General features: G+C 68.2%; 27 protein-coding genes, 1 tRNA gene and 1 pseudogene. 10 read left to right on the forward strand and 19 right to left on the reverse strand.

The features are described from left to right. Positions 1-34 precede the first annotated feature (34 nt). The 14 genes and pseudogenes from ABZ463_RS09800 to ABZ463_RS09865 form a co-directional block, all read right to left on the reverse strand. On the reverse strand, positions 35-442 hold the full coding sequence (locus ABZ463_RS09800) for a hypothetical protein (RefSeq protein WP_362774954.1): 408 nt from the start codon (positions 440-442) through the stop codon (positions 35-37). After that, the gene (locus ABZ463_RS09805; RefSeq protein ID WP_362774957.1) at positions 439-1,143 is read right to left on the reverse strand and encodes an ATP-binding protein; all 705 of its coding nucleotides are present in this window, start codon (positions 1,141-1,143) and stop codon (positions 439-441) included. Before ABZ463_RS09805 ends, ABZ463_RS09800 begins: the two co-directional genes overlap by 4 nt. Positions 1,144-1,146: 3 nt before the next feature. Then, positions 1,147-2,073, reverse strand: a complete 927-nt coding sequence (locus ABZ463_RS09810) for a hypothetical protein (protein WP_362774960.1) — start codon at positions 2,071-2,073, stop codon at positions 1,147-1,149. A 31-nt stretch (positions 2,074-2,104) separates the two neighbouring features. Continuing rightward, on the reverse strand, positions 2,105-2,350 hold the full coding sequence (locus tag ABZ463_RS09815; protein ID WP_362774963.1) for a hypothetical protein: 246 nt from the start codon (positions 2,348-2,350) through the stop codon (positions 2,105-2,107). Next, the gene (locus tag ABZ463_RS09820; RefSeq protein WP_362774966.1) at positions 2,347-2,553 is read right to left on the reverse strand and encodes a hypothetical protein; all 207 of its coding nucleotides are present in this window, start codon (positions 2,551-2,553) and stop codon (positions 2,347-2,349) included. Before ABZ463_RS09820 ends, ABZ463_RS09815 begins: the two co-directional genes overlap by 4 nt. After that, the gene (locus tag ABZ463_RS09825; RefSeq protein ID WP_362774969.1) at positions 2,546-2,833 is read right to left on the reverse strand and encodes a hypothetical protein; all 288 of its coding nucleotides are present in this window, start codon (positions 2,831-2,833) and stop codon (positions 2,546-2,548) included. Before ABZ463_RS09825 ends, ABZ463_RS09820 begins: the two co-directional genes overlap by 8 nt. Then, positions 2,830-3,114: a hypothetical protein gene (locus tag ABZ463_RS09830; protein WP_362774972.1), complete on the reverse strand. Its 285-nt coding sequence runs from the start codon at positions 3,112-3,114 to the stop codon at positions 2,830-2,832. Before ABZ463_RS09830 ends, ABZ463_RS09825 begins: the two co-directional genes overlap by 4 nt. A 48-nt stretch (positions 3,115-3,162) precedes the next feature. Further along, positions 3,163-3,435: a hypothetical protein gene (locus tag ABZ463_RS09835; protein ID WP_362774975.1), complete on the reverse strand. Its 273-nt coding sequence runs from the start codon at positions 3,433-3,435 to the stop codon at positions 3,163-3,165. Continuing rightward, a complete protein-coding gene (locus ABZ463_RS09840; RefSeq protein WP_362774978.1) occupies positions 3,425-3,577 on the reverse strand; it encodes a hypothetical protein in 153 nt (50 codons plus the stop codon). The genes ABZ463_RS09835 and ABZ463_RS09840 overlap by 11 nt, the downstream gene beginning before the upstream one ends. Beyond that, positions 3,574-4,602: an AAA family ATPase gene (locus ABZ463_RS09845; protein ID WP_362774981.1), complete on the reverse strand. Its 1,029-nt coding sequence runs from the start codon at positions 4,600-4,602 to the stop codon at positions 3,574-3,576. Before ABZ463_RS09845 ends, ABZ463_RS09840 begins: the two co-directional genes overlap by 4 nt. Then, positions 4,599-5,042, reverse strand: a complete 444-nt coding sequence (locus ABZ463_RS09850; protein ID WP_362774984.1) for a hypothetical protein — start codon at positions 5,040-5,042, stop codon at positions 4,599-4,601. The genes ABZ463_RS09845 and ABZ463_RS09850 overlap by 4 nt, the downstream gene beginning before the upstream one ends. Then, positions 5,039-5,251, reverse strand: a complete 213-nt coding sequence (locus ABZ463_RS09855; RefSeq protein WP_362775345.1) for a hypothetical protein — start codon at positions 5,249-5,251, stop codon at positions 5,039-5,041. The genes ABZ463_RS09850 and ABZ463_RS09855 overlap by 4 nt, the downstream gene beginning before the upstream one ends. A gap of 33 nt (positions 5,252-5,284) precedes the next feature. Beyond that, positions 5,285-5,461: pseudogene (locus ABZ463_RS09860) on the reverse strand (BldC family transcriptional regulator); the annotation flags it as partial. A gap of 35 nt (positions 5,462-5,496) precedes the next feature. Then, entirely contained in the window at positions 5,497-5,931 is a 435-nt protein-coding gene (locus tag ABZ463_RS09865) for a helix-turn-helix domain-containing protein (protein ID WP_362774987.1), read from the reverse strand. 205 nt (positions 5,932-6,136) lie between these two features. Here ABZ463_RS09865 and ABZ463_RS09870 point away from each other — a divergent pair, with 205 nt between their 5' ends. From ABZ463_RS09870 to ABZ463_RS09885, 4 genes are all read left to right on the forward strand, one after another. Next, on the forward strand, positions 6,137-6,556 hold the full coding sequence (locus ABZ463_RS09870; protein ID WP_362774990.1) for a hypothetical protein: 420 nt from the start codon (positions 6,137-6,139) through the stop codon (positions 6,554-6,556). Between the two features lie 139 nt (positions 6,557-6,695). After that, positions 6,696-7,124, forward strand: a complete 429-nt coding sequence (locus tag ABZ463_RS09875) for a hypothetical protein (protein ID WP_362774993.1) — start codon at positions 6,696-6,698, stop codon at positions 7,122-7,124. Beyond that, positions 7,096-8,457, forward strand: a complete 1,362-nt coding sequence (locus tag ABZ463_RS09880; RefSeq protein WP_362774996.1) for a site-specific integrase — start codon at positions 7,096-7,098, stop codon at positions 8,455-8,457. The genes ABZ463_RS09875 and ABZ463_RS09880 overlap by 29 nt, the downstream gene beginning before the upstream one ends. Before the next feature lie 125 nt (positions 8,458-8,582). Beyond that, a tRNA-Ser gene (locus ABZ463_RS09885) sits at positions 8,583-8,650 on the forward strand. A gap of 115 nt (positions 8,651-8,765) precedes the next feature. Here the strand turns inward: ABZ463_RS09885 and ABZ463_RS09890 are convergent. From ABZ463_RS09890 to ABZ463_RS09900, 3 genes are all read right to left on the reverse strand, one after another. After that, positions 8,766-9,851 (reverse strand): hypothetical protein, encoded by a 1,086-nt coding sequence (locus ABZ463_RS09890; RefSeq protein WP_362774999.1) that lies wholly within the window; start codon positions 9,849-9,851, stop codon positions 8,766-8,768. A gap of 266 nt (positions 9,852-10,117) precedes the next feature. Beyond that, entirely contained in the window at positions 10,118-10,534 is a 417-nt protein-coding gene (locus tag ABZ463_RS09895) for a hypothetical protein (protein ID WP_362775001.1), read from the reverse strand. A gap of 178 nt (positions 10,535-10,712) precedes the next feature. Then, entirely contained in the window at positions 10,713-11,012 is a 300-nt protein-coding gene (locus ABZ463_RS09900) for a hypothetical protein (protein ID WP_352008679.1), read from the reverse strand. Between the two features lie 430 nt (positions 11,013-11,442). Here ABZ463_RS09900 and ABZ463_RS09905 point away from each other — a divergent pair, with 430 nt between their 5' ends. The 5 genes from ABZ463_RS09905 (at position 11,443) to ABZ463_RS09925 (ending at position 15,107) form a co-directional block, all read left to right on the forward strand. Next, positions 11,443-12,084: a S1 family peptidase gene (locus tag ABZ463_RS09905; protein ID WP_352008680.1), complete on the forward strand. Its 642-nt coding sequence runs from the start codon at positions 11,443-11,445 to the stop codon at positions 12,082-12,084. Between the two features lie 153 nt (positions 12,085-12,237). After that, positions 12,238-12,825, forward strand: a complete 588-nt coding sequence (locus ABZ463_RS09910; RefSeq protein ID WP_352008681.1) for an RNA polymerase sigma factor — start codon at positions 12,238-12,240, stop codon at positions 12,823-12,825. Beyond that, positions 12,818-13,813, forward strand: a complete 996-nt coding sequence (locus tag ABZ463_RS09915; RefSeq protein WP_362775006.1) for a CU044_5270 family protein — start codon at positions 12,818-12,820, stop codon at positions 13,811-13,813. The genes ABZ463_RS09910 and ABZ463_RS09915 overlap by 8 nt, the downstream gene beginning before the upstream one ends. A 275-nt stretch (positions 13,814-14,088) precedes the next feature. After that, on the forward strand, positions 14,089-14,598 hold the full coding sequence (locus ABZ463_RS09920) for an AAA family ATPase (protein WP_362775009.1): 510 nt from the start codon (positions 14,089-14,091) through the stop codon (positions 14,596-14,598). After that, positions 14,595-15,107: a hypothetical protein gene (locus tag ABZ463_RS09925; RefSeq protein WP_362775012.1), complete on the forward strand. Its 513-nt coding sequence runs from the start codon at positions 14,595-14,597 to the stop codon at positions 15,105-15,107. Before ABZ463_RS09920 ends, ABZ463_RS09925 begins: the two co-directional genes overlap by 4 nt. Before the next feature lie 45 nt (positions 15,108-15,152). Here ABZ463_RS09925 and ABZ463_RS09930 read toward each other — a convergent pair whose 3' ends face one another. Together ABZ463_RS09930 and ABZ463_RS09935 are read right to left on the reverse strand one after the other, a co-directional pair. Further along, positions 15,153-15,908 (reverse strand): hypothetical protein, encoded by a 756-nt coding sequence (locus tag ABZ463_RS09930; protein WP_362775015.1) that lies wholly within the window; start codon positions 15,906-15,908, stop codon positions 15,153-15,155. A gap of 238 nt (positions 15,909-16,146) precedes the next feature. Continuing rightward, positions 16,147-16,719 (reverse strand): MarR family winged helix-turn-helix transcriptional regulator, encoded by a 573-nt coding sequence (locus ABZ463_RS09935; RefSeq protein WP_352008686.1) that lies wholly within the window; start codon positions 16,717-16,719, stop codon positions 16,147-16,149. A gap of 145 nt (positions 16,720-16,864) precedes the next feature. Here ABZ463_RS09935 and ABZ463_RS09940 point away from each other — a divergent pair, with 145 nt between their 5' ends. Further along, positions 16,865-17,857: an aldo/keto reductase gene (locus ABZ463_RS09940; protein ID WP_362775018.1), complete on the forward strand. Its 993-nt coding sequence runs from the start codon at positions 16,865-16,867 to the stop codon at positions 17,855-17,857. Positions 17,858-17,902: the final 45 nt, after the last annotated feature.

Consider the following 17,902-nt stretch of genomic DNA (forward strand, 5'->3'; position numbering starts at 1 on the left):
CGTTCGACCGTGACCCAGCGGTGGCGGAGGTGGATCACGTCGGGACCTCGACTCCGACGAGGCCGCCGGGAGGGCTCCACCCGTCGTCAAGCAGGTGGCCGACGAGACGAGTCGCCAGGGCTTCCACCGACAGGTCGAAGCGCCAGATGGGGAAGCTGTCAGGGTTCTTCTGGCGGGCGGCGGAAACGGTCGCCCAGGCGTCGATGTGAACGGAGAGCGCCCGGACAGCCCACTCCCGCGGGGTGCAGCCGGTCTCGTAGGCGAACACGGCGAGCGGGTCGAGGTCGCGGTCGACTCCGAAGCTGAGGTCGGGGAGGACCCACCCGATGTCGAGGAGTTCGCCCACGATGACGGCGGCCAGTTTGGACGGGCCGATGATGGGGCTGTTCTGGACGACGCGGGTGATGCTCGCGGTAGCTTCGCTGATCGCGGCCGGGCTCATGCGGGCCTCAGAGCGCGGCGCCGGTCGTCGCCCTTCAGCGGGACCTGCTTGGCCAGCTCCCGTAGCCGGGAAGCGACCCTCTCACCCAGCACGCTGGACAGTTCTTTCGCGCCGATGTTGCTGGTCAGGAGCGTCGGCAGGTCCTGCTCGTACCGGTGGTTGATGAGCCGGTAGTTGACCTCCTCGACCCATTCGGAGTCCTTGGCGGCGCCGAGGTCGTCGAACAGCAGGACCGGTGCGTTCGCCACGGCGCGGAACTCGGTCTCGGAGTCGACGCCGTGGCGGGGGCGTAGGCGGGCGTAGAAGTCGGCGGCGGTGGTGCTGACCCAGGCGGCCCGGATGCCGGCCTGGGCGATGAGGCGCAGTGCCCCGTACGCCTGGTGGGTCTTGCCGACGCCGGTGGGGCCGAGCACGAGCAGGGAAGGGCCGCCACGGACATGCCGCTGGGCGTGGCCGGCGGAGTCGGCGACAGCGCGGGCGATGACCTGCTCGGTCCAGGTGACGACGGTGGGGTCGTCGGCGATCGCGGCCTTGTATCGGGCGGGGATGTGAGCGTCGGCGTAGGCGACGGCGAGGTTGATCTGGGCTTGCAGGGTGTAGGGGTCGGCGCTGTCGCGGGGGGCGTCGAGGTCGATACCGCGACGGCGGAGCGCTGCTTCGAGTTCGTCGAGGGCGGCGCGCAGGATGGTGAGTCCAGGCATGGGCTAGAACTCCTCGTCGTAGACGGATTGGTCGGTGGGGTTCCGGTACGGCTGGTGATGGCCGTGAGTTCCGGTGGGGCGCAGCTGGCGGACGTTGCTCTGCCGCTCGGTGGTCCAGCCCTGCTGGCGCAGCATCCAGCTCTGCCAGGAGCGCACCCAGCCGGGGCGTTTGATCTCCGGCTTGTCCATGAAGTGGTTGATGAACAGCTGGGTCTGGATGGTGAGGTCGACGTCGGGGCACTTTTCGGTGGCCCAGGCCCGCATTGTGGGGTCCACGGCGAAGTCGGCCGGGATCGAGGTCTTGGGAGCCCTCGGCTGAGCCGATTTTTTCGTGTCGGGGGAGGCCCGCCGCGGAGCGGCGGCTTCTCTTAGAAAGAGACCGTCGTCGGCTGATTCATAAAGATCATCACCGACATCTCTACTCCCATATCTATTGGTGGCCGGGATAGGCGGACCCTTTCGGGCCTCTTGTGGTCCGCCTATCCGGACCTCATCGCCTTCGTTAGGTGCCTGCAGATCGGACCCAAAGATTGTTCTGGTCCGGCTGTCCGGACCCTTTCTTTCGGTCCGCTTGTCCGGACCCTTTCCGGGGTCGGGCTCCTCCTGGATAAGGTCCGGACAGGCGGACCCTTTCAGAGCGGCGGCGTAGACCGCCGTGCTCTTCTTCCTCCCGGCCGCCAGACGGACCAGGAACCCTTGGGCGACAGCTTCGGTGAGCCGTTCCGTGATGCGCGTCTTGCCCCGCCCGATCCGGACCGCCAGTTCTTCGCGAGGAACGGAGAACCGCCCAGCCGCGTCCATCTCCTCGATCGCGACGGAGAACAGGAGCACCTTGACGGACTCTGTGAGCTGGCTGCTTCGCAGAAGCTCACGGAGCCAGTGGGCGCGGAACGTGCCGTCGCTCAGCGCCCCGAGGGGTTCGTCGTTCACCTGGGCGGCTCTCCTTGTGCTGGTGGTGCTCTTACTTGGGCTGCGCAGTGGGGGCGGGGTGGCGCTTCAGCCACGTGGTGACCGCGCGCCGTACGGCCGGGCTGCAGTCGCCGTTCCGGAGCCGGGTGATCTGGGTGAACGAGACGTCCATCTGGACTGCGACCCGCCACCACGGCAGGCGGGGCGAGCACTCGCGGCGGCGGGTGTCGATCTCGGCCCACAGTCGCTCTGGCGTCACGACGATCTCCAGGACGGCGGCCAGCTCCTGCTCAGTCACAGCGCCACCACCCCGGGCACGTCGGTGGTGGCCATCTGCTGGACCGCCGCGGCGGAGGCGAGCAACTCCCGAGGCGGGCCGTACGCGAGGGTGATGGACCCCGCGAGGGCCAGGGCATCCTCGGTGGGGAGCAGCCACGTCCTGCGGTGCATGCTGCCGTCGGCGTGCCGCGTGGTGATGCTCAGGCGCGTCTGCTCAGCCACGGCTGCCTCCGAGGATCGTGCGGGCCACACCGACTCCGGCGGCAGCAGTGGGGCAGTCGGTCCAGTCCGCGGTGAGGAACTCCTTGCCAGCGGCCTCCAGCCACACGGCGAGCGGCTCACGCAGACGCTCGGGGATGTCGTGCGGCGCGTCAGCCCAGGGCACCCTGCAGTGGTTGCACGGGCCGGGCTCCCACAAGGTGCCGAGCGGCGGCTGGACGGGGAAGCTGTGGTCGCACCGCAGCAGCCGGGCGGCGGCGCGCATTTCCTCGACGGGGGTCATCGCGGCGCCACCCGGTCAACCTGCTCCGGCGTCGGAAGGAGCCCGGCGCGCTCCCACGCGATGTGGTGCTGGGCGGCCAGCACCTCGGCGGCCGAGGCGAGCGCCGCGGACTCCTCTGGGGTGACCAGGCTCAGGTCGATCCCGCAGATCCTCACCTCGGCGGTGGGCGGGCGGGAGTGGTGGTGGCGCACACCGAGGAACTCGGCGTCGCCGCGCAGGTTGAGTCGGGCCTCGACGCTGACCTTCACGGGGTCGGTGGTACGGCTGTACGGATCTTGCATGGGATCCTCCTAGGGGTGGCCCCGCCGGATACCAGCCGGCGGGGCTGCTCAGATGGCCAGGGGACGGGCAGAGGTTGCGTGACCGGTGACGAGGGCGACCGCGGCCACGTGTGCGCACTCCTCCGACCGGCAGGTGCACCACCAGGCGGGGGCGGTCGAGGTGTCGTCCCGCGTCACGCGCCAGGTGGAGCGGTGGCCCACCACGTCGGCGGTGAGTCGGTACGGACGTCGGGGGCCGGTCTCGAAGAAGTCGGCGGCGAGGATCGTCACCGCGCCGGAGCGCAGGTAGCCGAGGGCCTTGGAGCGGAGATCACGAGGCATTGGGCACCTCGACGGCCTCGGGCTGCTGAGCGGCGGCCTGCTCGATCCGCGCCCTGCAGGGCTCGCACACGTGGACGGTGCCGCAGGCGCGGATCGTGGTGGTGGCGCTGCGCGGGCATCGCGCCAGCGCGCACCGGCTCACGCCGCACCCGCCTGCACGCCCTGGCCGTTCATCTCCGCCTTCAGGGCCTGGACCCGGCGGCGCACCAGTTCCGCCTCGGGCAGCGTGATCTCGCCCGCCTGGCCGACCGCCGTGATCGCCGTCCAGACGAGGCCGAGCTGCTCGACGTTCGCCGCGTCCTCGGCCTCGGCGAGCAGGCGCCTCGCCGCAGGGGACAGGTCGTCCAGGTCCGGCGACTCGGCCCCAGCCTGGATGGCGGTCATCGCGCGAGCGCGGGTGCCCTGCGGGTCACACCGCAACGCCTCGAAGATGAGCCCCTCCAGGCTCCAGTTCTCCGGAAGCTCCTGGGGCTCGTCGATACCGGGCCGGACACCCGCGTGCACCGATCGGGCCGCGACCACGATGGGAGCCCGGTCACGGGACAGGCGAACCCACACGGAGGAGTCGTAGGCGAGGTTCTTGTGGCCCTCGACCTTGTACTCCCGACTGCCCTCGATGGGCTTGCCGGAGGCGTCGAGGGAAGCGACCTCCTTACCGCGGGCGGTCATGACGACGATGCCCGGGAAGGTCATAAGTAGCGTCATCAGGCGCCGGTGGCGGGTGTTGGCGTCGTTCCACAGGTTCACCGGCACCTTGACCTCGGCGCCGGGGTCCCGGGCCAGGCGCGCCTTGTTGGAGTCGGAGCGCGCGGCGCGGTTGGTGGCCCAGTCCTTGAGCAGCTCCCACTCGGCGGTCATGGAGTCGATGACCAGGACAATCGGCGGCTCCCCGGCCTGGGCGGCGCGCTCGGCCTCGGCGCGGATCTCGCGCACCTGGCCGAGGATCGACTCCCACGTGCCGTCGTGCTCGACGACGAGGTAGCGAGAGCCCTCGATGGCGCCGTACTCGTCGGCGGCACCCTCGCCCAAGTCCAGCCAGTAGGTCTGGCCGACGCGCCCGGAGGCGCTCAGGGTGGCGGCGGCCCAGGACTTGCCGGACTTCTCGCCGCCCTCGATGAGGATGAGCGGCCAGGGGGCGCGGCCGGTGGGCTGACGGGTGCGGATCATGCGCTCTCCCTAGGGATGGTGGTGAAGGTGGGGGCGCCCTGCTCGGGGCCGTTATGAACGGCAGGGGTGGCCTCGGGGTGCAGCAGGACGGTCAGCGGCGCGATCGCCACATCGGCCGCCGTCTCGTCGCCGTCGATCACAGCCCACAGTTCCTCGAGGTCCGACCTGTCGTCGCTGTGCCAGCGCCACTCGTCGGGTTCGGCCCCGAGGGACGCGACACCAAGCAGCTCGGCGAGGCGGCCCGCGGCGTCCGACGTGGGGCACGGCGCAAGGAGGGACCAACTGCTGACGAGGGGGCTCCACAGCGGTCGGCCCCGGTGCGTACCGATCTGCTCGTGGTGGCCGATGAGCACGACCCACGCCGTCTCAAGGGTGGAGCTGGCGGGGACCAGGGCGGCGAGCAGGAGGGGCGACAGGGTCGGGCTGACGCGCTCGATCACTGGGCCACCGCCGGAACGTAGGTCGCACCGTAGGAGTGGGCGTAGCTGCGCGCCATGTCCTCCAGGCCGAGGCCGGACCGGTTCTGAAGGTCGGTCGTGCACACCGTGCCGAACCGTCCCGCGGACCGCTCGACGACGGCCAGGCGAGCGTCGACGGGGATGGACGGGTCGGCCTGGCGGAGCTCGGCCGTGACGGGCTCGACGCCCACCGAGTGCCGGGGCGCGGGCGGCGCCGTGTAGGTCCCGTTCAGCAGGGCCTGAACGTCGCTCTCGCGGAACCGGTGGTGCCCGCCCGGGGTGAGGATGGACGCGAGCTTGCCCGTCTTCGCTCACCGGCTGACGGTCTTGGGGTCCACTCGGAAGGTGATGGCGACCTGTCCGGGGGTGAGCAACGGCTCGGATTGGTAGTGGGTGGTCATGGTCATCGGGGTCCTTTCCGATAGGAGAGAGGGGATCAGGCGCTGACGTTCTCGAAGGTGTCCTCGATCCACCGGCGGGCGGCGGACTTGCGGATCATGAGGCGCTGGCCGCGCTTGAAGAACTTCGGTCCGCGGCCGATGGCGCGGTAGTGCCGCAGGGTCTTGATCGGCATCCGCGCGAGCAGGGCGACGTCCTCGAACAGCAGGTACGGGTCCTCTTCGGTGAGCTGGGTGGCGGTCATGGGCCCTTCCTTCTCGATCTCGTTGTTGTTTGTTGAAACGAACATCACGGGCATGCTGAGAGCCGTGGAGAGCGCCTGGGCGGTGCTCGGGCTGCACCCGCGTTGCCCCTTGGTGAGCAGGGAGATGAACTGCCTGCTCACGCCAACCTTCTCGGCCAGGGCGGTGGAGTCCAGTCCGGCGCGGTACATGGCTGTGCGGAGGTGGTGGGGGTCCCGAACTCTCGGCATGAGGTGCCCGTTCCGTTGAGCTGTTGTTCGTTGAAACGAACAGTACCGAGCGGTGTCGAGCGATGTCTACAGGGACCGGCGGATTTTATGCAGGGTGGCCTGGGCGTTCTGCTTTACTCGCCCTACTGGTTGACTGGGGTGCCGGTCGGCTACAAGTAGACAAGAGTGTTGTTGGCTGTAACGGCCACGAGTCAAGAGGAGCGCGATGCCGTCGAGTGGTGGGACTCTCGGCAGCACCGGCACAGGTCAGGGTGATCACCTCAGCCGCTACATCAAGGACTACCTCGCTCGGGAGCAGACGAGCGAGAGAGCCCTGGCGGCACGATCACGCGACCCGGTGACGACGCTGACCCTGAAGCATGGCTGGATCAACCAGCTCGTGAACAACGGCGTGGAGCGGGCGCCGGAGTTGTGGAGGCTGCGTGCGTTGGCCGCCGGGATGGGTGTCCCCGTGCGAGTTCTGACCGAGCTGACCGCGGCTCAGTGGCTGGCCCTGTCGGTCGAGGAGCTGCCGGCCGGGGAAGACGCCGTCGTGTTGATCAATGTGCCTGAGGGATTGACGCCTGACCAAAAAGAGCGCTTCCGCCGCATGGCGGAAGGCCTGGCGCGGCAAATGTTTGATTGAACAATAGGTGAATCTACTGTGACTCAGGCGATACAGGGGCCTTACCAGCCGAAAAGTATGCGGCCATGAGCAGGCAGTAGGTTGAAATTTGGAGCAAAAATGGCCTCTCGGGTAACAAAGTTCCAGAGAGGCGTTCTCCATGCACCCCCCGCTCGTCTTCCGTCTCGTGCCTCCGGACCAGCTCGCAGCTGGTCCGGTCGCCACCTCGATCCGCTTATATCGGGCCACCCGGAAAGTGGCTCAGGTGGCCATCGCGATAGATGAGACCAGTGAGACGGATGTGGGGCTCATAGGCGTCTTGAACGACACCTCTGACCGGCTGCATAAGCGGCTCGCCAGCATCTACGACCCCCGCAAGCCTCCTACGATCCGGTTCTTTCTGAAAGATCTCAATCGGATGGTCGACACCGACTTCAGCCCCGAGCAGGTCGATATATACGTCCGATACGAACTGATGCCTCAGGCTGTCATTGACGGCCTGACCAGCCAGTTCACCTACCTCGTACATACCTATCCCTCGTTCCTGCTGAGGAGCACAGATGGCAGGTCACGTCACCAAGCGCTGTAACTGCCGTAACTCGGCTGGCAAGAAGCTCGGCAAGTCCTGTCCTTTGCTGGAAAAGCGAGACCATGGTTCCTGGTGGGTGCGGTACGAGGCTCCTCCAGGCGCTGATGGGCAGCGCCGCCGCCCGTGGGCAGGCCCGTACCCGAACAAGACGGTCGCTGACCGAGCGCTGCCCAAGCTTCAGTCCGAGGCCGACTCCGGCCGGCCGATCCCAGATCGGAAACTGAAGGTTGCCCTATACCTGCGGCAGTGGCTTGCCGGGAAGAAGTCCCTGAAGGATTCAACGCGGCAGTCCTACACCACACATATCGAGCTGTACCTCGAACCGGGGATTGGACACATCCTGCTCGGGGATCTGCGTGAGCATCACCTCGATGCTCTGTACGAAGCGATGCAGCAGATCAACCGCCCATCCGAAGAAGAACCGTCGGAGACCTTGCGGCGCCTGCTGAGAGCACGTGCACGGGCCACGTGGGGTGAGGACGCCGACGCATTGCACAACCGCCGCCCCCTGTCGCCGACGAGGGTTCGCCGCGTCCACGCCACGATTTCCAGCGCCCTGTCGACGGCCTACAAACAGAAGCGAATCGCTCACGATCCCTCCAAAAACGTTGAGCTGCCCACGGCCAAGCGGCGCCGGCCACTGCTATGGACGCCGGAACGGGTCGAGCGTTGGCAGGAGACGGGGGTCAAGCCAGGTCCTGTGATGGTGTGGACGCCCGCCCAAGCCGGCGCCTTCCTCGACTTCTTGGAGGAAAGCGAAGACCGGCTGTACGCGCTCTACCACGTCGTCATCACCCGCGGCCTGCGACGGGCGGAGGTATGCGGCCTCGACTGGGCGGACACCGTTCTGACGGGGACGACGCGAACCATCAGCGTTCTGGAAGAGCGCGAGGACGACGAAGAGCACCGCGGTCTGAAGACGGACGCGTCGCGACGGGTTGTCTCGCTCGACCCGGTCAACGCAGGGCTACTGAGGACATGGCGTCAGCAGCAGCGCCAGGATCGGCTACGGGTAGGGGAGCGGTGGGCAGACTCCGGGCGCGTGTTCACCGACGATCTGGGGCGGCCGATCGAGCTGGATTTCCTGACGAAGCGGTTCGCGCGGCTGGTGCGCAACTCAGGTCTGCCACCGATCCGGCTGCATGATGCGCGGCACTGCGCGGCCACGCTGATGCTGGCCGGCGGAGCCGACATGAAGGTGGTCAGCGCGACCTTGGGGCATACGCAGTACTGGTTCACGGCGGACACCTACGCGTCGGTGCTGCCGGAGCTGGCGGAGGCGGCTGCAGAGGCTGCGGTGGCGCTCATTCCGCGGGCGTCGCGCCGAGAATAGGGAATGCGGTCTGGTAGACCATTGCCGGACCCTAGCGGTAGGCAATGCTCGGCAATGACCGGTCTCCATAGGCATCGAACTTCGGCGGTGACCTGCGGATTCGGTAGCGACCGATAATCTCCAGTAGGCGCTTCAACTGGAATGAAAGGGACTCATAATCCCTGGGTCGCGGGTTCGAGTCCCGCCCGCCCTACCTCTTGCGACCATCAGGAAAGCGCCTCTGACGTGGTGTTTCCCGGCCAAGGTTCTCGGTCGTGCAATACGTGCCGGAGTTTCTAGGAGGCCGTCGGTTCACACGGTGGCCCGGTTTATGGCGTGAGGTTCTGCCGGTGCTGCCAGGCGAGGTCCAGTACGGCCGCGCCCGCGGCCTGCATCGGCTCGTGGTGGACGTATCGGCTCACCTGGTCGGCCTGGAACGGGATGCCGGCGACCTCGACGACCCGCCCCTCGTCGTTGTCGTTGACGATGTCCTCGAAGAGCTCGTCGAACACCTCCGCCTCGATCACGGTGACGGCCAGGATGTCCGCCGCGAACGTCAGCGGGTCGATCCCCAGGCCAAGGACGAAGGAGCGGAGGCGGCCGTCGGCCTTCGCCTGCTCCATCCGCCGGTAGAAGGGCCAGGACCCGTAGGAGAAGGCCTCGCCGTACACCTCGGAGCGTCTCAGGAACTCCTCGCTGTACTCCCGCGCCATGCCTTTCCAGAGGTCGAAGTCCTGGCTGGACGACGCGGCGCTGATCGGCTGGAAGACGCCCACCGGCATGACCTGGTAGAGGCCACCCGCGTGCGCGACCTTGGCGGGGTCGCGCCAGTGCAGGACGAATGTCATGTCTCCGGTCCGGTCCTGCCGCAAGGTCAGCATTGAGACGGCGGGGAGCACGACGCGTCTACTCAGGTCGGTGGGGTCTCCGACGAGGGACCGGAAAGGGAGCCGTTCTTCATGGAGAAGCCGGGCCGACGCCAGTTCGTGCGCCGTGGTCTCCCCGACGTTGACACCGTCGAAGTAGGAACCGCCGGTGAAGCTCAACGTCGGCCACGACACGTCAAGCAACCGGTAGCACGGCCGGTTCTCGAACAGGGCGGGTCTGTCGTGACGGGCGATGGCCTCGGAGTAGTTCGCGCTGTCCTCAGGAAGGGCCGGACGGGCTTCCGGCTCCTCGCCTGTCACCACCGGGGAAGGAGCCTGGTCGCTCCACTTCAGGGTGATCCGGTCGAGGGGGAGCGGCTCGTTCAGCAGCCAGTCCTCACGGGTCAGCAGGGGCGTCGCCCCCACCCGCCGGTAGCCGTCATGGAATCGGCCGGCGACGCGAGCGAGGTCGTGGCGGTGACCGTTCATGTAGCCACGTACGTCCCGCCAGGCCGGGCGGGAACCGGTCGGCCGCTCATTCACACTCATCGTGCCTCCGGGGCAGAGGTGGCGTCGGCCACCAACTCTAGGCAATGCCTGATAAATGATCATCTCGGACGCGGCTGGGTGATCGTCCGTGGCGCGACGAGTGAGCTGACCGACAGGGCCTGGCAACGGATCGAGCTCCCGCCGGCCGCGAGGGACTCCAGGGGAGACGCCCCCTGGCGTGACCTGCCGTGAGGTCGTCACGGGCTCCTGTGGCCGGAGCCCCTGGTTGAAGGTATCCCCGAGCGCTACGGTCCCTGGCAGATCCGTTACGAACGATTCAAGCGCTGGGACGAGGACGGCGCCTGGGCCAGGGGACTGGAAGAACCGCAGGTTAAGGGCGGCATCGGCTCGACCATCGCCTGCCTCACCAGCACGCCGTCGGAGCCAGAGAGGGGGAAGACGCGGAACAATCGCAAAGACGACAGGCCCTCGGACGCTCCCGCAGCGGACTGACCACCAGGCCCCACCTGACCGGCGGCGACATCGCCGGCGGCACCGTCTTCGACGCGGTCACGGTCGCCTTCCGGCTGCGCCGCCGCGTCGACCGGCCCCGCACCCGCCCGGATCGTGTGCCGGGCGGCAAGGGCCACTCCTTCAGGAAAACCCGGCGGCACGGTATCGAGGCGGTCGTCCTTGAGCGCGGGAAGCAGGTCGCCAACCGCAAACGCAAGGGCAGACGGCATGCCGTGTCACAGGGGCGCGGGTGTCTCATGGTCTCCGGACCGTGGGTTCGAGTCCGCCTCTCCTGCCTCTCACGACCACCGGGAAAGAGCCCCTGGCCTGGTGTTCCACGGCCAGGGGCTTCGTCGACCTTCCGGTTGTGCCGGTCCTCCGCAGAGATCTATGCCGTTCGGGGTCGCATCAGTCGTACAGGGTGGTGCTTCGGTACCACACCGTGCCCGGGAAGTTGACCGAGGACACCTCGCCCACCCCCACCCGGGGGCCGGTCATGGCGACCCATCCCACCGCGGGGTTCACGTGCACGCCGCTCACGTAAACCGCTTGTGTGCCTGTGCCGCCCGTGCACTTGCTGTGGACGACGTACCCCTCCTGCCAGGTGGTGCAGCCCGTCAGGGTGGCGTGGGCGGGGGACGCGGTGCCCACCAGCAGCGACGCGGTGAGCAAGGCGGTGGCGGACATGGCCGTAAATCGACTTCTCATGTGTGCTTCCTCCGGTTTCAACGGCAAAGCCACTTCCGGTATGAAATTGTCCTAAATGGACAATACGGACCAGGAGGAGCCAGGCAAGCGCTTTCTGTGCCTTCACCAGGCCGAGAACGCCCTGCGGTGACGCCTTGTCGTTTCTGACAATCCGTTTTGACTTCGCCGCCCACGAAATCGTCGGGATGGTCAAGGGCCGACTCGGATGACCCGGCCTGCTGAACGGTTTTCTCTGCGGGGCCGGACCGGCGATCCCTGACCTGGCCTTCCGGCTCTCTCGTGAGAACGGGAGCGGCGGGGTCCGAGACCGGACGGCCTCGGACGGTTCGCGTGGATGCCCGTGTCCTCGCCGTGGTGTGGGACGGCGATATGTGACGGATCAGGAGGGATGACTATTGGCAGTTGTCTTTGTGAAAATTACCGTCAGTTCATGATGCGACGGATATCTCTTCTGTTGATCTTCGGCCTTCTTCTGTCCACTCCTGGAGTGGCCTTCGCCGAGACGGGCACCCCCATCTACGTCGGCGACTCCTTCGGGACCAACGGCCGCTGCACGGTCGGAGCGGCCGTTCCCGGCGGGTTCGTCACCTCCGGGACCTGCGGCTCTCCGGGCGAGACCGTGCGCGCGGCGAACGGGGCGGTCGTGGGGACCGTCCGTGCCTCGACCCACCCCATCCCCTCCAGCGCCTGGGTCAGCGTGACCTCCGCCTGGGAACCGGTCGGCGTCCTCAGAGTCCCCGGCGGTCGTGACCTGCCGGTTCGTGGCAGCACCCCGGTTCCCGTCGGCTCCCAGGTCTGCGGCTTCGGCGGTACGACCGGGTGGCGGTGCGGCACCCTGCTCGGCAGGAACGCCTCGCTGAGCCTGCCCCAGGGAACGGTGACCGGCCTGCTCGTGACCAGCATCTGCTTCGAGCCCGGCACCCCGCCGGGATCTCCCCTCTACGCGAACGGCCAGCTGCAGGGAATCCTGCTCGGCTTCTCCGGCAACTGCAGCGCGGGAGGCCGTTCCTACTACGTGCCCATCAACGAGATCCTGCGGCGGTACGGACTGACCCTGCTCACCTCCCCCTGACCTCCGGACACCGGAGCACGCGTGACCGGCCATGATGAGGGGCCGTCCAACGGGAACCCGGGGGGCGGCCTCTCGTCATTGGGAGCGGGCGAGAACCCGGAGCCCGGGATCGGGTGAAGGAGGGTGACCAGTTCTCACGAACGGAGCCCACGTTTGATCGCCCAAACCGAACCGGACGACGCGGAGGTGATCGCCCGCGCCCGGCGTGATCCCGCAGTGTTCTCCGTGTTGTTCGACAGGCACGCTCCCGCGCTCCATCGATACGTGACCCGCAGGCTGGGCGAGTCGCTGGCCGACGACGTCGTGGCCGACACCTTCCTCGCGGCCTTCCGCAGGCTTGGGCGTTATGACACCGCCCACCGAGACGCCCGCCCGTGGCTGTACGGGATCGCCGCCAACCTCATCGGTAAACACCGCCGCGCCGAGGTCAGGGCGTACCGGGCGCTGGCCAGGACCGGGACGGACACGGTGGCGGAGAGCTACGCGGACCGGGTGGAGGCTCGCGTCTCGGCCTCGGCGGCACACCGGGAGCTGGCCGAGGCGCTCGCGGTGCTCTCACCGCAGGACCGTGAGGTGCTGCTGATGGTGGCCTGGGCCGACTTCAGCTACCAGGAGGTGGCGTTGGCGCTCGGCGTACCGGTCGGCACGGTGCGTTCGCGGCTGCACCGAGCCAGGAGGAAGACCCGTGCGGCGCTGGGTGCCGATCCGTCAGCCGTCGTTGAGGAGGACACCCGTGGATGACCTGAAGTTGCTGAACGGCATGCGAGCGGACGCGCCCGAGCCCGGCGCGGACCGGCTGGACGCCCTGCGCGCCCGCGTGCTGAGGCCTCGCCGCCGGTTCCGGCTCGTACCGTCCCTGCTCGTGACGGTCAGCGCGGCGGCCGGCGCGGTGGCCGTCACGGTGGTGGTCAACGGCGCCGTCCCGCCGCCTCAGGGAGCACGCCCCTCGGTCGCCGTCGAGACGAGGCCCATGAACGCGGCGGTCGTGCTGGTACGGGCCGCCCAGGTGTCCGAACGGCGCGCGCTCACCCCGGAACCACGCGCCGACCAGTGGCTGTACCGGAAGAACATGGTCAAACAGCCGAACGACGCGGCGCCCGAGACGCAGGAGTCCTGGACCCGTTACGACGGCACGCGGCGGGCCGTACGGTGGGGGCGGGGACCACTGGAGCAGTTCGGTTCCACGCCGGATCCGGACGACGACGACCTGACCCCGCGTGAGTACGCGGCCAGGCTGGCCGGACTGCCCACCGACCCCGACCGGCTGCTGGCACATGTCAGGGGCGACCGGCACTGGGAGACCAAGCCCAGGTGGGACACCGGAGAGCCCCCGGACGCGCGGGCCTTCCGGGTGCTGTCGGTCTACCTCGACCAGGAGGTGCCGGTGCCGCCCAGGCTGCGTGGGGCGATCTTCCGGGCCCTCGCCAGGATTCCGGGCGTGCGGGTGGACTCCGGCGTGCGCGACGCGGCGGGCAGGGCGGGCATCGGGATCGCCTACGAGCGGGGTGCCCCGGGAGTCGGCACCGAGCACGACACGGACGGTCAGGTGATCTCCAGGTCGTACCTCGTCCTTGACGCCACGACGTACGAGTTCCTCGGCACGCGGGTGGACTACGTACGGGACGAACTCATCAACGGTGAGATCGCCTTCCCGGCGGGCAGCTTCTACGCCACCGCCGAACTCGCCAAAGGCATTGTGGACAAACCAGGCGAACTTCCCGGTTCGTAGGTGTGAACGGACAACCTTGCCCGCCGAGGCCTGCTGGACGTGCTTTCGCGTCGTCTCGGCCATGGCCTCTGGCCGGAAAGCGGATGGCCGTGACATCCGAGCCGCGGGAGCCAGGCTGTGTCCCGGCGGGTGGTACGGCGGAGCCGGGTGGTCCGCGGGTACGGTGGGACGTCGACCAGATGCGGCGGTTCCATCCGAGCCGGCGAACCGGGAGGGTCGGCTACTCGGGAAAGCACATCGGGCCGACGCCGGGAGAGCCGGCGTTCCGGTATCCCGTGTTCAAGGCCCGAATCGACGACTATCTCGGCGCGATGGTCCCGGAGGCGCTGGGCGTGGACGAACGGCTCGTCGACAAGTACTCGGCCGTGGAACTCCGTACCCGGGACGCGGAGCGGCCGTTCGGGCCGGAGGCCATCTCCGTGGGGACCCTGCACGCGGCCGGTGTGCCGGCCGCGTTGTTCCAGCCGGCCGTACTCGACGGGCAGGCGGAACTGGTGGCCGTCGAGGAACCGGAGACCGCGCTCCACCCCGCTGCGGCGGGAGCGTTGTTCGACGCGTTGACGGAGGCGAGTGAGTTCGTCCAGGTCGTGATCACCACTCAGAGCGCCGAACTGCTCGACCGGGACGGCATCGATCCGGCCTCCGTCCGGGTCGTGGCGATGGAGAACGGGGTGACCGTGGTCGGCGAGACCGACGGGGTCAGCCGCGCCCTTCTCGAAGAGGGGTACGCCATCCTTGGCGAACTGTTGCGCGACGGTCAGCTCCGGCCGGAGACAGGCGCATGAGCGGCCCTGTCACGATCGCCTCCATTGTGGAGGGCGACGGTGAGGTGTCCGCGCTTCCTGTCCTGCTTCGCAGGATCGCCGGGGCGCTTTCGCGCTGGGACGTACGGATCTCTCCGCCCCGCCGTGTCCCCCGCAGCGGACTTGTCGCCCGTGGCGGGGTCGAGAACGCGGTCCTCCGGGCGTCCTACCAGCTCACCGGTGCGGGAGGAATCCTGCTGCTGATCGACTCAGACGACGACTGTCCGGCCGCTCTCGGTCCCAGGCTTCTTGAGACGTCGAACGGCTTCTGCTGGGAAGGCCGTGATCTCCCGGAAGCGTCGAACTCCGTGCCCTGTGCCGGAGTCTTAGCCGGTATGAGGTCCTGGGGTTCTCTTGGGCGGTTGGTCGTGGTGGCGGTGTTGCTCGGATTGCTGGTGGCGGGGGGTGTGTGGTGGGCGCTGACCGCGGTGGGGGAGGCGTTGTGGAGCGACATACCGATATTTCACCCCTTCCCTGATGGCGGCCTCTGACGTTCCCCGGGTGCGGCGCGTCCCAGGGGACGCGCCGCTCGGAGGTCAGGCGACCTTGGGGGAGGGAGCCTTCCAGGTGTTGCAGGCGCCGGGCTTCCCCGATCCGTAGCCGGTCTTGAACCAGGCGAGACGGTTGGCGGGCTTGCCGTACCACTTGGGGATGAACCTGCCGTACTCCTTGGGCGTTCCTGCGGAGAGCAGACGCCCCCAGTCGCGGGCCGTACGGCCGAGGCTCCTGACGGACACTCCGGCCAGGCAGTCGGCCTGCTGGTAGAAGCGGTGGGTCTGCTCGTTCATCTCGGCCTCCTCGCCGTCGTAGCGCAGTGCCCACCAGGCCTCGCTGATGCCCGTCTGCGTCTGGACGAACCCGGCGTAGGCGCGGGCGACCCCGACGAGGACGGGCAGTTCGGACTTGGCCTTGATCCAGTCGGAGCGCAGTTGCACCTCGACGGAGCGGTTGCAGCCGGCGGCGAGGGAGCCGGACACCTTGATGCCGGTGTAGCAGGGGCTGTGCTCGTAGGTGTCCTTGATCGTCACCTCGGCCGGGACGAAGTCCTTCACCCGCTTGCCCCAGGCGGTGTTCAGGCAGCCGACGACCTTCTTGAGGTAGGCCGTCGTTGAGGCCTTGGTGGTGCCCTTGACCGCCTTGCAGGAGATCGAGGGCAGGGCGGGCACCGTGTAGAGCGGGTTCTGGGTCAGCTCGGGCGCGCCGACGACGGGGTACGCGGACGCGGCGACCGGGGTGGAGAACAGCAGAGCCAGGACTCCGGCGAAGACCGTCAAAACACGGCGAGTTGTCATAGATCATGATCGTAGGGAGCGGTAATCCCGCACGGACACGTCGTGATCATGTCGTGCTCCAAGGACCCCAGGCCTCCGAGAACCCCAAGCATCCTAAGCACCCCAAGGACTCCAGGGCTCTCAAGGCCCCGGTCTCCAGACTTCGGTCTCCAGGCTTCGGGGTCCTCGGGGCTCCAAGATCCCAAAGCCCCGAGGACCCCGAGGCTTCAAGACCCCCGGGGTTCCCGCCGGTGGGATGTCACTGCCTGCGGCGGAGGTTGCCGTCGTCGAGGCGGGCGTTGACCAGTTTGCCGATAAGACCGATGAGCTGGTCGCGCTCGGCGCGGGTCAGCGTCTCCGCCCAGTAACGCTCCCTGGCGTTGTACACGGTGAACGCCTCGACGAAGGCGGTCCTGCCCTTCTCCGACAGGGTGACGACGTGGGTCCTGCGGTCGCGTTCCGACAGGCGGCGCTCGATCATCTCCTGGCCGACGATCTTGTCGAGCAGAGCGGAGGCCGCGGCCCTGCTCATCCCGGAGAGCCTGATCAGGTCCCGGGACTCCATCTCCCCGTACATGTAGAGGATCAGCAGCAGTTTGAGCGTGGGGGCGGCGACGGCGTCGGCGCGCCTGAGGGTGGCGGACAGGTCGTAGAACACGAGGCTCGTCGCGCAGTGCAGCGTCATGCACAGCCGCATGGCCTCGTCGTCGACCCCGGGGATCTGCGGGGGGACGGACTCGACCGCCTGGCCGATCAGGGACCACATGGTGGTGTCCTCCACGGCGTCGGGCGCGGTCTCGGCGTTCGGTGCGCGGTCACTGGGCAACGGCACGGCTCCGCTTGTCTGGGTGGTGGGAACGATCAGGACATTCAACCATCATGATGACTGCCAATGTATTGACGGTCAATCTATTGACAAATTTTGCGGCGCTGCCCACGCTGGTCGAACCCAACCGAGAGTATGGAGACACCGCCGCATGATGAGGTATCACTCCCTGGGCGTTAACGGTCCCAAGGTGTCCGCGCTGAGCATCGGCTCCTACCACACCTACGACCGGATGCGTCACGAGGACATCGTCGAGTTCCTGACGACCGCGAGGAACGCGGGGGTCACGTGGTTCGACGTGGGCCACTACACCTCGGCCGCCCGGCCGGACGATCCGGTCTCCGAGACCGACATGCGGTTCGCGGCGGCGCGGGACGCGGCGGGCATCGCCAGGGAGGACTACTTCCACACCGAGAAGCTCTGGTACGGCGGGCCGCGCCCCTCCTTCCGCGACCAGCTCGCGGAGTCCCTGCCCCGGGCCAGGGTGGACGCGGCCGACTGCGTCATCTACAACCCGGACACGGCCTACTACTTCCAGACCGTCGTGGACATGAAGGACATCGTCCGTCAGATGGCCGGGCTGGTGGAGGCCGGGCTGACCAGGTACTGGGGCATCAACCACGCGACCCCCGCCGAGATCGACGAGGCCTGCGCCTACGCGCACCAGGAGGGCATGCCGCTGCCCAGCGTGCTGCAGCTGCCGTACTCGGCCATCGCCAGGAAGATGGGCGAGGACAGTGAGCTGGCCGAGGTCATGGAGCGCTGGGATCTGGTCATCCAGACGACGAACGTGCTGGCCGTCGGTGTGCTGGCCGGGCGGCGCGCCGCCGGCAGCGAGCGCCCGCTCGGCCCCACGGGCATGACCAGGCACGCCGAGAAGGTCCGCGACGCGTTCGCCGCACGGGCGGAGGCGCTGGGCGCGACCGCCGCGCAGCTCGCGATCGCCTTCGCCCTCACCCACCCGCGTACGGCCTCGGTGCTCTTCGGAGCCAGCAGCGTCGGACAGCTCAAGGCCAACCTCGGCGCGCTCGACCTGGTGAACAGGCTGGGCACGGAGGGCGTGCGCGCCGCCGTCGCCGACCTGCCACAGAACCCGGACGAGCTGCGGGTCGGAGAGATCGACACCGAGCCCGCCGTGGGCTGACCCGCGCGCGAGCGCACCCGTCGGGGGACAAGCTCCAACCATCTG

This window comes from Streptosporangium sp. NPDC020145, from assembly GCF_040631275.1.
Classification (GTDB): Bacteria; Actinomycetota; Actinomycetes; order Streptosporangiales; family Streptosporangiaceae; genus Streptosporangium.